Annotated in this window: 14 protein-coding genes; 3 read left to right on the top strand and 11 right to left on the bottom strand. The window is 65.0% G+C overall.

Annotation, left to right across the window (positions count from 1 at the left end; genetic code table 11):
* Positions 1-29 precede the first annotated feature (29 nt).
* The 5 genes from J2808_RS14940 to J2808_RS14920 form a co-directional block, all read right to left on the bottom strand.
* The gene (locus J2808_RS14940) at positions 30-2,285 is read right to left on the bottom strand and encodes a polyribonucleotide nucleotidyltransferase (RefSeq protein WP_309818331.1); all 2,256 of its coding nucleotides are present in this window, start codon (positions 2,283-2,285) and stop codon (positions 30-32) included.
* A gap of 247 nt (positions 2,286-2,532) precedes the next feature.
* Positions 2,533-2,802, bottom strand: a complete 270-nt coding sequence (rpsO, locus tag J2808_RS14935; RefSeq protein WP_164201122.1) for a 30S ribosomal protein S15 — start codon at positions 2,800-2,802, stop codon at positions 2,533-2,535.
* 218 nt (positions 2,803-3,020) lie between these two features.
* Positions 3,021-4,280, bottom strand: coding sequence for a kynureninase (gene kynU / locus J2808_RS14930; RefSeq protein ID WP_309818101.1), 1,260 nt, complete (start codon positions 4,278-4,280; stop codon positions 3,021-3,023).
* Positions 4,277-5,131, bottom strand: a complete 855-nt coding sequence (kynA, locus tag J2808_RS14925; RefSeq protein WP_309818099.1) for a tryptophan 2,3-dioxygenase — start codon at positions 5,129-5,131, stop codon at positions 4,277-4,279. Before kynA ends, kynU begins: the two co-directional genes overlap by 4 nt.
* 52 nt (positions 5,132-5,183) lie before the next feature.
* Positions 5,184-6,167 carry a bifunctional riboflavin kinase/FAD synthetase gene (locus tag J2808_RS14920; RefSeq protein ID WP_309818096.1) on the bottom strand — a complete coding sequence of 328 codons (984 nt, stop codon included), beginning with the start codon at positions 6,165-6,167 and terminating at the stop codon, positions 5,184-5,186.
* A gap of 254 nt (positions 6,168-6,421) precedes the next feature.
* On the opposite strand from J2808_RS14920, the gene J2808_RS14915 reads away from it, so the two are divergent.
* On the top strand, positions 6,422-7,273 hold the full coding sequence (locus J2808_RS14915; RefSeq protein ID WP_309818093.1) for a DUF937 domain-containing protein: 852 nt from the start codon (positions 6,422-6,424) through the stop codon (positions 7,271-7,273).
* A 23-nt stretch (positions 7,274-7,296) separates the two neighbouring features.
* Here J2808_RS14915 and J2808_RS14910 read toward each other — a convergent pair whose 3' ends face one another.
* From J2808_RS14910 to truB, 3 genes are read right to left on the bottom strand one after another with little or no spacing between them, the layout of a single operon-like run.
* Positions 7,297-7,779, bottom strand: coding sequence for a hypothetical protein (locus J2808_RS14910; protein WP_309818091.1), 483 nt, complete (start codon positions 7,777-7,779; stop codon positions 7,297-7,299).
* 1 nt (position 7,780) lies between these two features.
* A complete protein-coding gene (locus tag J2808_RS14905; RefSeq protein ID WP_309818089.1) occupies positions 7,781-8,134 on the bottom strand; it encodes a hypothetical protein in 354 nt (117 codons plus the stop codon).
* A 2-nt stretch (positions 8,135-8,136) separates the two neighbouring features.
* On the bottom strand, positions 8,137-9,150 hold the full coding sequence (gene truB / locus J2808_RS14900) for a tRNA pseudouridine(55) synthase TruB (RefSeq protein ID WP_309818087.1): 1,014 nt from the start codon (positions 9,148-9,150) through the stop codon (positions 8,137-8,139).
* Between the two features lie 69 nt (positions 9,151-9,219).
* Here truB and J2808_RS14895 point away from each other — a divergent pair, with 69 nt between their 5' ends.
* Positions 9,220-10,383, top strand: a complete 1,164-nt coding sequence (locus tag J2808_RS14895; protein ID WP_309818085.1) for a pyridoxal phosphate-dependent aminotransferase — start codon at positions 9,220-9,222, stop codon at positions 10,381-10,383.
* A gap of 55 nt (positions 10,384-10,438) precedes the next feature.
* Here J2808_RS14895 and trxA read toward each other — a convergent pair whose 3' ends face one another.
* Positions 10,439-10,873 (bottom strand): thioredoxin, encoded by a 435-nt coding sequence (gene trxA / locus J2808_RS14890; RefSeq protein WP_309818083.1) that lies wholly within the window; start codon positions 10,871-10,873, stop codon positions 10,439-10,441.
* 14 nt (positions 10,874-10,887) lie between these two features.
* Positions 10,888-11,373, bottom strand: coding sequence for a nucleoside deaminase (locus J2808_RS14885; protein ID WP_309818081.1), 486 nt, complete (start codon positions 11,371-11,373; stop codon positions 10,888-10,890).
* Positions 11,374-11,561: 188 nt separating this feature from the next.
* Here J2808_RS14885 and J2808_RS14880 point away from each other — a divergent pair, with 188 nt between their 5' ends.
* Positions 11,562-12,674: a ScyD/ScyE family protein gene (locus tag J2808_RS14880; RefSeq protein ID WP_309818078.1), complete on the top strand. Its 1,113-nt coding sequence runs from the start codon at positions 11,562-11,564 to the stop codon at positions 12,672-12,674.
* Between the two features lie 100 nt (positions 12,675-12,774).
* Here J2808_RS14880 and rbfA read toward each other — a convergent pair whose 3' ends face one another.
* The gene (gene rbfA / locus J2808_RS14875; RefSeq protein WP_309818076.1) at positions 12,775-13,284 is read right to left on the bottom strand and encodes a 30S ribosome-binding factor RbfA; all 510 of its coding nucleotides are present in this window, start codon (positions 13,282-13,284) and stop codon (positions 12,775-12,777) included.
* Positions 13,285-13,296 lie beyond the last annotated feature (12 nt).

Raw genomic sequence — 13,296 nt, 5'->3', positions numbered from 1 at the left:
GATTCATGCTGTGTGGTGCAGGGTCCGAATTACTCGGCGTCTGCAGCGCCCTCTGCGGCGGAAGCGTCAACGCTGTCGCCAGCGCCTTCCTCTTCAGCCACTACGGGGGACAGCGACAGCTTGCCACGGTCATCGATCTTGGTGATTTCCACCTGGATCTTCTGGCCGACGGAAACAACGTCATCAACGTTGTCCACGCGCTTGCCGTTGGCCAGCTTGCGCAGCTCGGAGATGTGCAGCAGGCCGTCCTTGCCCGGGGTCAGGGAAATGAAGGCGCCGAAGGTGGTGGTCTTGACGACCGTACCCAGGTAACGCTCGCCGATTTCCGGAACCTGCGGGTTGGCAATGGCGTTGATGGCGGAGCGTGCTGCGTCTGCAGACGGACCGTTGGTGGCGCCAATGTAGACCGTGCCGTCATCCTCGATGGAGATGTCAGCGCCGGTGTCTTCCTGGATCTGGTTGATCATCTTGCCCTTGGGCCCAATGACCTCGCCGATCTTGTCAACCGGGATCTTGACCGCGATGACGCGCGGCGCGAACTCGGAGAGCTCGTCCGGGGTGTCGATCGCGGAGTTGATGACATCCAGGATGTGCAGGCGGGCTTCGCGGGCCTGCTTCAGTGCTGCTGCCAGCACGGAAGCGGGGATGCCGTCGAGCTTGGTGTCCAGCTGGATGGCCGTGACGAACTCGGACGTACCGGCAACCTTGAAGTCCATGTCGCCGAAAGCATCTTCGGCGCCCAGGATGTCCGTGAGGGCTGCGTAACGGGTCTGGCCGTCAACCTGGTCGGAGACCAGGCCCATGGCGATACCTGCAACAGCTGCCTTCAGCGGCACGCCAGCGTTGAGCATGGAGAGCGTGGAGGCGCAGACCGAACCCATCGACGTCGAGCCGTTGGAGCTGAGAGCCTCAGACACCTGGCGGATGGCGTACGGGAACTCCTCGCGGGACGGCAGCACCGGCACGAGTGCGCGCTCTGCCAGGGCACCGTGGCCGATTTCGCGGCGCTTGGGCGAGCCCACGCGGCCGGTCTCACCGGTGGAGTACGGCGGGAAGTTGTAGTTGTGCATGTAGCGCTTGCGCGTAACGGGTGACAGCGAGTCGATCTGCTGTTCCATCTTGAGCATGTTCAGCGTGGTGACGCCCATGATCTGGGTTTCGCCGCGCTCGAAGATCGCGGAACCGTGCACGCGGGGCAGAACCTCAACCTCGGCGGTGAGCTGGCGGATGTCCGTCAGGCCACGGCCGTCAATGCGGATCTGGTCCTTGAGGATGCGCTGGCGCACAACCTGCTTGGTGACCGAGCGGAATGCTGCGGACAGTTCCTTGTCGCGGCCTTCGAACTGGCCGGCCAGGGCAGCGGTGGTTTCGTCCTTCAACGCGTCCGTGGCAACGTCGCGTTCCTGCTTGTCAGCGATCTGGAAGACAGCTGCCAGCTTCTCAGCGGCGGCGGCCTCGACAGCTGCGTAAACGTCGTCCTGGTAGTCCAGGAAGACCGGGAACTCAACGGTGGGCTTGGCAGCGCGTGCAGCCAGGTCAGCCTGGGCGTCGCACAGTGCCTTGATGAACGGCTTGGCGGCCTCAAGGCCTTCGGAAACGACCTCTTCGGTGGGGGCAGTGGCGCCCTGTTCCTTGATGAGGTTCCAGGAGTTGTCGGTCGCTTCGGCTTCAACCATCATGATGGCGACGTCGTCACCGGCGATGCGGCCGGCCACAACCATGTTGAACACGGAGTTCTCAAGCTGGGAGTGCTTGGGGAAAGCAACCCACTGCGAGCCGTTCTCGTCGGCGACGAGGGCAACGCGGACGCCGCCGATCGGGCCGGAGAACGGGAGGCCGGAGAGCTGGGTGGACATGGAGGAGGCGTTGATGGCCACCACGTCGTAGAGCTCGTCGGGGTTGATGGCCAGGACGGTCACCACAATCTGGACCTCGTTGCGCAGGCCCTTGACGAAGGCCGGACGCAGCGGGCGGTCCATGAGGCGGCAAGCCAGGATGGCTTCGGTGGACGGGCGGCCTTCACGGCGGAAGAACGAACCCGGGATGCGGCCGGCGGCGTACATGCGCTCTTCAACGTCAACCGTCAGCGGGAAGAAGTCGAAGCCTTCGCGCGGGTGCTTGCCTGCGGTGGTGGCGGACAGCAGCGCGGTGTCTTCGTCGATGTACACCATGGCTGCGCCGGCTGCCTGCTTGGCAAGCCTGCCGGTTTCAAAGCGGATTACACGCTTGCCAAAGCGGCCATTGTCAATGACTGCTTCTGAGAACTGGATTTCGGGACCCTCCAAGAGAGTCACCTCCGTTTCATGATTAACGGAGCCCAGCCGCATCAACCCAAGCCAGCATCTGTCTACTGGCCTGCACTGCACCCGGTCATCGATCGAGACCCACGGGCCGGGGCTTCCATCGTGGAAGCCGTTCCCGGGGATCACTACCGAGGACCGCGAATGCGTGATGCGGTTGATCCTCCTGTTTAGTTTTCTTCTGAAGAAGGCGGCCCGATCCACAAGGGAAAGGGCCGCCCCTTAAGCCTGACTAGCGGCGCAGGCCGAGACGCTCGATGAGCGCACGGTAGCGGGCGATGTCAGTGTTCTTGAGGTAGGTGAGCATGCGCTTGCGACGACCAACCATGGCCAGCAGACCGCGCTGGGTGTGGTAATCGTGCTTGTGCTCCTTCATGTGCTCAGTCAGATCCTTGATCCGCTGGGTCAGGACTGCAACCTGGACCTCCGGCGAGCCGGTGTCGCCTTCAGACGTTGCGAAATCCTTGATGATGGACTGCTTTACAGCGGCGTCAAGTGCCACAATAACTCCTAGAGATGTGCCGTGAGGCCCGAATCAGTAATTCACTGCCGGGTCTGCCCCGCGCAGGAATTCCCTGAGTATCGGGGGCTTTCCACGCATGGCAGGAACCAGCCGCCACGGACTGCAGCCGGATCCAACGTTCAGTTTACCGGCAGCGCCGCAATCTTGTCGAAACAGCCGCTATGCCGCAGGAAAGCACAGACACCGCGAGCAGGCAGTTACCGCTGCAGGAGGTCCCGGATTGCGGCCATTCCCCGGTGCACCTCGGTGAAGCTGGTGCTCAGTGGCGACAGTCCGATCCGGATCCCCTGCGGGGCCCGGAAGTCCGGAATAACGTCCTGTTCCCACAGTGCTGCGGTCACGTTCCGGAATGCCGGATGGTCCAGGGTGATGTGGCTCCCCCGGAGCGCCGGGTCACGGGGCGAGGCCAACTCCACAGCCAGGGGTTCGAGCCACGCCTCGAAGAGGTCCACGGCGTAGGCGGTCAGCGCCAGGGATTTCTGTCGGATGGCTGCCATGCCGGTCTCCTCAATGAGGTCCAGGGTCCCGCGCATGGCCAGCATTGCGAAAATAGCCGGCGTGCCGCTGAGGAAACTCCGGATGCCGGGCGCAGGCTCGTAGCCTGCGGCCATCTCGAATGCATCCTTGCGTCCCATCCAGCCCCAGATCGGCTGCTGGAGCCCGGGCAGGTGGCGGGCGTTGACGTAGGCGAACGCCGGCGAGCCCGGTCCCCCGTTGAGGTACTTGTACGTGCACCCTGCGGCAAAGTCCACCCCTGCGCCGTCCAGGTCCAGGTCCACGGAACCGGCGGAATGGCATAGGTCCCAGACCACCAGTGCGCCCGCGCTGTGCGCCACCTCCGTAATGGCGCGCAGATCGGCCAGGAACCCCGAGCGGTACGCCACATGGCTCAAAAGTACGACGGCGGTGGCGGGTCCGGTTGCGTCCCGCACCTGGTCAGGGGTCACCCCTGTTGCGGGATCTGCCTCGATCCACGTGAGGGTTAGTCCTTCCTCGCGGGCGATTCCCTCAACGAGGTAGCGGTCGGTCGGGAAGTTGTCGGTGTCCAGGACAATCTCTGTGCGGGCAGGATCATCCACGGCAGCCAGGGCCGCACGGATCAGCTTGTAGAGCACCACCGTGGTGGAGTCGGCGATGATGGTCTGCCCCGGGGCTGCGCCGAGGACAGCACGGCCCAACTGGTCGCCGATCGCCTGCGGCAGGCCCAGCCACTCCTCGTCCCAGCCGCGGATCAGGCGCCCGCCCCAGCCTTCCTGGATAAAGGCGCTGATGTCGTCGACGGTCCGTTTTAGAGGCCGGCCCAGGGAATTGCCATCGAGGTAGGAGAGGTCTGTGTCGGTGCCGATGAAGAGGCCACGGTACCCTGCCAGCGGGTCGGCGGCATCAAGGTGCGCAGCCCGCTCCAGGAGGGCGGCGGCGTCGTGATTATTCATGGTTGCGTCAGCAGCGCTGCTCATTGGCCGATCTCCGTCCGTACGGCGAAAAGTTCCGGGAAGAACGTGAGTTCAAGGGCTTTTTGGAGGAACGCGGCGCCGCTGGACCCGCCGGTACCGGATTTCATGCCGATGGTGCGTTGGACGGTGCGCAGGTGCCGGAACCGCCACAGCTGGAAATTGTCTTCAAGGTCAACGAGCTCCTCGCAGGCCTCGTAGGCTCCCCAGTTGTCGGCGGCATTTTCGTAGATGTGCTTGAACAGCGGCACCAGTTCGGGGCAGAACTCGTGGGCACGGGTGACGTCGCGTGCCAGGACGGTCTGCGGCACGTCGTAACCCTGCCGGGCAAGGTAGGCCAGGAACTCGTCGTAGATGCTGGGGGCGTTCAGCAGCCCGTCCAGCATGGCGTGGGCGGCGGGGTCGGATTCGAACACGGGAAGCATTTTGCGGTTCTTGTTGCCCAGGACAAACTCCACGGCCCGGTACTGGCTGGACTGGAAGCCCGAGGAATTTCCCAGGAAGCCGCGGAACTGGGAGTACTCCGTGGGCGTCAGCGTGGCCAGCACCGACCACTGTTCCGTGAGTGTCTTCTGGATGTGTTTGACCCGGGCGATGCCCTTGAGCGCGGAGCCGAGATCGTCGGCGCGGAGCCAGGCTGCCGCGCTCCGGAGTTCGTGCAGCACCAGCTTCAGCCACAGCTCAGTGGTCTGGTGCTGGATGATGAACAGCATTTCGTCGTGGTGCTCGGGCTTGCTGACCGGCTGCTGGGCGCTCAGAAGAGTGGGCAGCTGAAGGTAGGACGCATAGCTCATCCGGGACGTGAAATCGCGGACGATCCCTTTGTCCAGCTTGCGGGTGTTCTTTTCAACGGTCACTGCGCTGCCTTCCTCGTTCATGACGCCCGCCGCTGGTTGCCGGTGGGCCGGGTCAGCGCCTCGCCAGGAGATCGTGGGCCTGGATGACGTCCAGCCGCATCTGGTCAACGAGAGCCTCAGGCCCACGGTAGGCCACCATGCCGCGGAGCCGCGCCACAAATTCCACAACTACTGTCTGGCCGTACAGATCGAAGTCCCCAACGTCCTCGTGGGGACGGTCGATGACGTGGGCTTCAACCTGGCGGCTGACCCCGTCGAACGTGGGATTGGAGCCCACCGAGATGGCAGCCGGCCAGCGCTTGCCGGCCTGGTCAACCAGCCAGCCCGCGTAAATGCCGTCTGCCGGGACAAAGCCGGTTGCCTCGTGGGCGAGGTTGGCGGTGGGGAACCCGAGGGCACGTCCGCGGGCAGCGCCATGCACTACTTCGCCGCGCATGCGGTGCGGGCGGCCCAGCACTTCGGCCGCCGTGGCAACATCGCCCTCCTGCAGCGCTTCCCGCACCCAGGTGGAGGAACAGCGGCGGTCGGTGCCGCCGTCGTTATGCAGCGGGTAGCCTTCGGAGCCGAACTCGCTGATGACCTGGACGTCGAAGTTGAACTTTTCGCCCAGCTTTTTCATGGTGTCAAGGTCCCCGGAGTTGCCGCGGCCGAACCGGGCGTCGTGCCCGATCACAACGTGGCTGGCGTGCAGGCTGTCCACGAGAACCTGGCCCACAAATTCCTCGGGGGTCAGGCTGGCGAGGTTCAGCGAGTACTTCATGACCAGGATGCCGTCCAGGCCCAGCTCCCCCAGCGCCACCAGTTTGTCCTCCAGGCCCATGATCATCTCGGGCGCGGACTCCGGACGGTGGATCAGGGCCGGGTGCGGGTCAAAGGTCACAGCTACGGCTTTAGTGCCATTAATGCGGGCAGAGCGGATGAGCTCGGAGAGCACTTGCTGGTGGCCGCGATGGACGCCGTCGAAGTTGCCGAAGGTGACAACAGAGGGACCAAAGTCCGCCGGGACTTCGGACGGATCGTTCCAGATGTAGACCATCAACCTCGCCTTTTACTGCGTGCACTGACATCGCTCCCAACGCACCGGCGCCGGAACTCTCTAAGATTACCCGCATTCGGGGACGCTGCCGGACGGCGCCGGGCGGGCAGAACAACAGCGGCAAATGTGCCCCGGAGTGTCCTAGTGTTCGGCAGGGCGCAGGACTACGATTCAAGGGCAAACCTCCGGCGGCATGCCGCGCGTGCCGTACCGACCCACGTCCGCGGTCCGTCGCGGCACCGAAGGAGTACCTCATGACCGAGATTCACGACCTCCTGAACCAGATCGACGTAAACCAAATGGCGTCCCTGCTCGGCACCGATCCGGCGTCCGCACAGTCTGCCGTCGAAGCGGCCCTGCCCACCCTGCTGGCGGGTATGCATACCAATGTGCAGGCTCCCGACGGCGCCGCCTCACTTCGGTCGGCTCTTGGCCAGCACCAGGACGGCCTGGTTGACGGTGGCGTGGACGCGACGCAGGTTGACACCGCCGACGGCGAAAAGATTGTTGGACACGTGTTCGGCGGCCAGCAGGACCAGGTTGCCGCGCAGCTGGCGGGTACCGCCGGGCTTGGTGGCATCGGCGGCGACCTGATCCGCAAGGCCCTGCCCATCCTGGCCCCGATCGTGATGTCCTACCTTGCCAAGAAGATCTTTGGCCAAGGCGGGCAGGGCGGCCAAGGCGCCGGCGACGCGGGGCAGCCCGGCGGAGTTGGAGGAGGAGTTGGCGGCGAGGAGGCTGGCGGCATCGACCTCGGCAGCATCCTGGGCGGAATCCTCGGAGCAGGCGCAGGGGCTGGTGGAAATGCCGGAACCGGCCAGCAGGGGTCGGTGTTGGACAGCATTCTGGGCAGCCTGGGTGGACTGCTCGGCGGCGGCACTGGGACGGGCGCCCCGGAAGGTTCATCGGCTGGATCGCCGGCTGGCCAGGATATGGGCGGGGAACAGCAACCCGGGCTGCAGCGCCAACCAGGGCAGCGCTCAGTCCGGCCCGCGGAGGCTATCCAGGTTGACCTGCCCCAGGGGGAACCGGCACCGAAGGACCCCGATAAGGAGGGCGGACTGGGCGGGCTCCTCGGCGGCCTGTTCGGTAAGAAGCAAAGCTAGGCCCGTGGACCGTCTGGCGCAGTCTAGGCCCGGACGCCGGCCGGGTGTTGGCCCGGCCGGCGGCGGTACAGCCACACCAGTCCAAGGATGGGCAACAGCAACGGGATAAACGCATAGCCCCGGCCGAACAGCGACCAGACGGTTTCGTGCGGGAAGGCGACCGCGTCGAAGACACTCAGCGCGCCCACCACAAGGACTCCGACAAGTTCAACGAGGACGGCGATCAGCGAAACCTGGAACCAGGTGCGGCCGGCTTTGGCCAGGGAAACGGTGGCCACGAGGTACACCACCGCGGCGAAGGCGGACAGCAGGTACGCCAGCGGGGCTTCGGAAAACTTGGTCAGGATCTGGTAGCCGGCGCGGGCGGTGGCCGAGATGGCGAACACCGCGTAGACGGCAATCAGGAGCCTCCCCGGCCCGGTGTTGCGCGTGTCCTTGGCAGAGACGGACGCATTGTCCGGAGACGCTTCGGGATGAGGGGCTTTCACGTTGCGGGCTTCTTCCATGTCAGTACCAGATCTGGTTCATTCGGGCGGCCATCACCATGGCGGTGACACCGACGGCGGCGAGGACAAAGTTGCTCCAGCGGGTCCGTTCCAGGATGGACCAGTAGACCGCTGCCGGCGGCAGGAGCATGGCCGTGGCCAGGTAGCCCCAGAACTCCCATGCTTCACCGGCAATCGGCTCGCCGGCGATCACGCGCACAACGGAACCCACCAGGTAGACGATGAGTGCCAGCTCGACGGCGGCCACGGAGAGGATGGTGATGTCGTTGGGAGCCTTTTTGAGGATGCCGGCAACCAGGCAGATTCCACTCGAGAGCAGGCCGATGACAAGAATAATGTAGAAGAAGGCGTCCATGCCTAGGCGTCCCCGCCCGCAGTTTTTTCGTGCTCCGGATTTGCGGCCGGGGCATCCGTGGCTGGCGGTTTTCCTTGCTTGGCGTTTCCCGTCGTGGCGTTCCCTGGCAAGACATTGCCCGGCGCGAACACCAGCACCGGCTTCGCGAAGCTGCCCGCATCAGCCAGGAGCGCCACCAGGCTGCCGTCCGGTGCAAACGCCGCGGCGGGGTGTTCCACCGTGGCTGCCCCGGAACTGCCGGTGGCCGCGCCCGCAGCGATCCGACGGCCAAAGGAAATCTCGGTGGTCTCCTCAGCCGTCAGCTCGCGGTTGGGCATAAGTGCCCGCGCAGCCTGTGACATTTCCAGGACCTCAAGCTCGTCGGCCAGCTGTTCGAGGGTCCGGGCCTGGTCCAGGGAGTAGGGGCCCACGTGGGTACGCCGGAGTGCGGTCAGATGTCCGCCCACTCCCAGCCCGTCGCCGAGGTCGCGGGCCAGCGCACGGATGTACGTGCCGGAGGAACACTCCACCGTGACGTCGAGATCTACAACATCGCTGCCCTGCTCCCGCCTGATGCCATGAACCTCGAAGCGGTGGATGGTGACCGGGCGCGCGGCGAGCTTCACTTCTTCGCCGGAGCGGACCCGGGCGTAGGCGCGCTCACCGTTGACTTTGATGGCGCTGACGCTGCTGGGCCGTTGCTGGATTTCGCCCGTCAAGGCGGCGACGCCGTCGTGGATTGCCTGGTCGGGGACGACGGCGGCACTGACCGCGGCAATGACGTCACCTTCGGCGTCGTCCGTGATGGTGGACTCGCCCAGGCGGATGGTGGCCATATACGTCTTGGAGGTACCCACGATGTAGGTGAGGAGTCGAGTGGCCTTGTTGATCCCCACCACCAGGACGCCCGTGGCCATGGGGTCCAACGTGCCGGCATGCCCCACTTTCCGGGTTCCGGCGATGCGCCGCATCCGACCAACCACATCATGGCTGGTCCATCCCTGCGGTTTGTCCACTATCACCAGTCCAGAAAGCACGCTCCCCAGTATATCGGCGCCAACGCCGGCCCCCGCCCAGCTGCGTGGGGGGCCGTTAGGATGGCATGCATGCCTGAGCTTGCCGCGCACGCCCGCGACGTCCCCGTCAACCAGATCCGCGAAATCACCGAGGCTGCCTGGCGGACACCCGGCGCAATAGTCCTCAGCATCGGCGAGCCCGGTTTCCCGCTCCCCCGGCACGTGCTCGAGGCCGGCATGGCCTGCCTGGACCGGGACGAGACCAACTACACCCCCAATGCCGGCATCCCGGCCCTGCGGGAGGCTTTTGCCGCCAGGTTCCGCGAACGCGCCGGCCTGGACCAGGACAGCATTGGTGCCGACCGCATCTACGTGGTGGACGGCGCCCAGCAGGGCCTGCACTTTGCCATGAGCCTCCTCCTCTCCCCTGGTGATGAGGTGCTGATCCCCAACCCGGGCTACCCCACCTTTGCCATGACCATCCGGCTCCTGAACGCCGTGCCGGTGGGCTACCCGCTCTATCCGGATCAGGACTTCCAGCCCCGGATCCAGGACATCGAGGCGCTCATCACCCGCCGGACCCGCGTCCTGATCCTGAACTCGCCCTCGAATCCGCTGGGAGCGGTCCTGCGCGAGGACCTGACCCGGGAACTCGTGGACCTGGCCCGGAGGCACGACCTCTGGATCATCTCCGACGAATGCTACGAGGCGTTCACCTACGATGTGCCGCACGTCAGCCCGGCACGCTTCGACAGCGATGTTCCCGCCGAGGCACGTGTCTTCACGTCGCTGACCCTGTCCAAGACATACGGCCTGACCGGACTAAGGATCGGCGCGCTGGTCTGCCCGCCCGGCCTGGAGCGGACCATGAACAACGTCATGGAAGCGATAGTCTCCTGCGTTGCCTCGCCGTCGCAGTACGCTGCGCTCGCAGCCCTGACCGGTCCGCAGGACTATGTCCGCGATGCCCACGCGCACTACCGGGCCAACCGGGACGCGGCCTCCGCCGTGCTGGCAGCCAAGGGCATTCCCTTCTTGAGCGCGCAAGGTGCCTTCTATCTCTGGGCCGACGTCTCGCACGCCAGCGACGGCGACGTCCGCGCCTGGGCCCGCAGCTTCCTGGCGGACTCCGGCGTGGCTCTGGCGCCGGGCACAGCCTTCGGCTCCATCGGCGAGGGCTGGGTGCGGATCGCACTGTGCGGCAGCCAGCCGGAACTGGTGGAGGGCGTCAGCCGCTTGCCGGCGCGAACATAGCCGCGCTGAGAAGCGCGCTGAGAGAACAGCCGGCGCGCATGGAGACCAGCGTCGGTTAGCTGCGTCCGGCCAGCGCCGCATCGAGCCAGGACCGCAATTCCGCGGCCGGTACCGCCCCTGCCTGCCTGGCCAGCACCCTGCCGCCGTCCATGACCATCAGGGTGGGAATGGCCTGTACATCAAACCGGCCGGAAAGCCGCGGGGCACGGTCAACATCCACCTTGACGAGCTTAAACGCACCGGCCCGTTCGGTGGCCAACTTGTCCAGGACCGGGCTCACCATCCGGCACGGCCCGCACCATGCCGCCCAGAAATCAACCAGCACGGGTACCGGGGATTGCTCGGCGACGGCAGCGAAGTCATCGTCCCCGGCGGCTGTGATCCATGGCAGCCCCAGCTTGCAGTTTCCGCAACGCGGACGGCCGGAAGCGGCCGCCGGGACACGGTTGGTCCTGCCGCAACTGGAGCATTTGATCAGCGTTGGTTCCACGGGTGCCTCCGGACTCAGTACTCGGTTCGTTGCGCATGGCCGCGCCACGCGTCGAACGGGGCGTCCGACGTCGGAATCGCCTCGTGCGCCACCGGCAGCAGTTCGGGCCTGGTGCCATCGAAATACTCATAGAACACCGCATCGTCGAAACCGGCGGCAGCTGCGCCGTGGCGGTCGGCGGCAAAGTAGACGCGATCGATCCTTGCCCACAGCGCGGCGGACAGGCAGAGCGGGCACGGCTCACAACTGGTGTAGAGCACGGCGCCGCTGAGGTCGAAGTTCGCCGTGGCTGCGGCCGCCGTCCGGATGGCAACCACTTCGGCATGGGCGGTGGGATCGTTGTCCCGGGTGACCCGGTTGGTCCCTTCGTGGACCTGGCCATCCGGGGTCACCACCAGCGCCCCGAACGGACCCCCTCCGGCTGCAACGTTGCGGATGGCCAGCTCAACGGCCTGTTCCAGGTATCGGGTGGCATCGTAGTTGTCGTGCGCCTGAGTCATAGCTAGATCCTAGCCATGCCCATGGACAGCGTCGTCCAAATAGGGGGGTCCTCAGGGGAAAAATCCGTCGACGTCACTCCTTCAGAGGACTAATCTGGCGCCCGGGGGTTGTATAAATCCATATCTGCTTTGGTCTCTTTGCCCAGCCCCTGCCTGCGGGGTGGTGCACCTCATTTCCGGAGGATGCAATGAAGAAAAAATCTCCCATTGCCGTGTGCCTTGCCGCCGCGGCGTTAGTCATTCCCATCGGGCCGGCCGCGGCGGGCTCTTCATCGTCCGCGCCAGAGATCCTGGCCAGCGGGCTGGTCACACCCTTGAGCCTCGCCGTTGGCAGGGACAGTTCCGTCCTCGTCACGCAGAATTTTATCGGCCGGCTTGACCGCGTGGAGGATGACGGCAAACTTGCCAACCTCTACACGAAGGCGAAATGGGACGTCGGTGGCGTCGAAACCAGGCGCGGGACAATCTACTTCGTGGAGAGCGTGGGCGGCGGCGGAGGCAATCCCGATGCCCTCGACGGCTACCTGAAGTCCATCGACGGTTCGGGCACTGTGGATACGATTGCTGACCTCGCCACATATGAACGGACGGACAACCCGGACGGTGACCAGGAGTACGGGTTCGGTGCGGACGTCCCGGATGAGTGCCTGCAGAAGTGGCCGGCTTTTCCACCAGCAAAGTACACGGGCGCCATTGATTCCCATCCCTATGCCACGGCAGTCAAGGGGTCCACTGTCTATGTTGCTGACGCCGGCATGAACGCCATCCTCGAAGTCGACGTTGAATCCGGTGACGTCTCGACGCTGGCAGTCCTGCCGCCCCGGCCGGCCGTCATTCCTGCCGGCACGAGGATCCCGATCGACATGGCGGGAGGCACGGTGGAAGTCCCAGCCTGCGTCGCTGGCCACGAGTATGCCTTTGAACCCGTACCAACGGATGTGGAGATCGGCCCCGACGGATGGCTTTACGTTTCGTCACTTCCCGGCGGTCCCGAAGATCCGTCCCTTGGCGCCCGTGGCGCGATCTTCCGGGTCAACCCGTGGACCGGACACGCACGCCTGTGGGCAGAGGACATCCTGAGCCCCACCGGCATCGCGGTATCCGACAACGGGGATGTCTACGCAGCCTCGATGTTCGGCAACGAGATTGTGAAGATCGATGCCTGGACCCGTGAGGCTTCACAGTTCCTGGCCGTGGATGGACCTGCAGCAGTCGAACTGAGCGAGGAAACCCTCTACGCCACGGCGGGCTTCAGCTTCGGGCAACCGACTGGAACCGTGTTGAAGGCCGACATCGGATAGATCCTGCCGGGAGTCCAACCCGGCAGACGAAAGAAGGCCCGGACCGCAGTTGTACTGGCGGTCCGGGCCTTCGCTTCGTGCCTGTTACTCGTTGGAAGAGCTACTTGTTTGCGTCTTCGTCGAGGTCTTTATCGTCGCTGAGGTCGAGGTCCTCTTCGTCGAAGTCGTCCTCGTCGATCTCCACATCGGCGGGAATGTCGCTCTTGTAGGGGTCGGCGTCGCCGGCATGCTTGGCGTTTTCGGCCAGCGCAGCCACCTCGGCGTCGCGCTTCTTGGCGGCCCGGAGCAGTTCCTCCAGGTTGGAAGCGACCACCGGTATCTGGTCGGCCACAAACTCCAGGGTCGGCGTCAGGCGAACGGTGACGTTGCGCCCCACTTCCTGGCGGAGCACACCCTTGGCCTTCTCCAGTCCCTTGGCGGCATCCGCCTGGACAGTCTGGTCACCGAAAACGGTGTAGTAGATCGTGGCGTGCTGCAGATCATTGGTCACGCGGGCATCGGTAACAGTAATGCCCTCCAGCCGAGGATCCTTAACCTTCCGGCCAAGAGCCTCCGCAACAACAACCTTGATCCGCTGCGCCAACTTGGCAGCCCGTGCGGGATCAGCCATTTCCACTCCTAA

Source organism: Pseudarthrobacter sulfonivorans (assembly GCF_031454915.1).
GTDB lineage: Bacteria > Actinomycetota > Actinomycetes > Actinomycetales > Micrococcaceae > Arthrobacter > Arthrobacter sulfonivorans_C.
This window is presented reverse-complemented; position numbering and strand designations above follow the sequence as displayed.

Bases quoted from the DNA above. Each gene is read 5' to 3' on its own strand.
- J2808_RS14895 (WP_309818085.1), top strand. From the start codon at position 9,220: ATGCCTGAGCTTGCCGCGCACGCCCGCGACGTCCCCGTCAACCAGATC.
- rbfA (WP_309818076.1), bottom strand. From the start codon at position 13,284: ATGGCTGATCCCGCACGGGCTGCCAAGTTGGCGCAGCGGATCAAGGTT.
- J2808_RS14885 (WP_309818081.1), bottom strand. From the start codon at position 11,373: ATGACTCAGGCGCACGACAACTACGATGCCACCCGATACCTGGAACAG.
- J2808_RS14920 (WP_309818096.1), bottom strand. From the start codon at position 6,167: ATGGTCTACATCTGGAACGATCCGTCCGAAGTCCCGGCGGACTTTGGT.
- J2808_RS14905 (WP_309818089.1), bottom strand. From the start codon at position 8,134: ATGGACGCCTTCTTCTACATTATTCTTGTCATCGGCCTGCTCTCGAGT.
- J2808_RS14915 (WP_309818093.1), top strand. From the start codon at position 6,422: ATGACCGAGATTCACGACCTCCTGAACCAGATCGACGTAAACCAAATG.
- J2808_RS14880 (WP_309818078.1), top strand. From the start codon at position 11,562: ATGAAGAAAAAATCTCCCATTGCCGTGTGCCTTGCCGCCGCGGCGTTA.
- J2808_RS14910 (WP_309818091.1), bottom strand. From the start codon at position 7,779: ATGGAAGAAGCCCGCAACGTGAAAGCCCCTCATCCCGAAGCGTCTCCG.
- kynU (WP_309818101.1), bottom strand. From the start codon at position 4,280: ATGAGCAGCGCTGCTGACGCAACCATGAATAATCACGACGCCGCCGCC.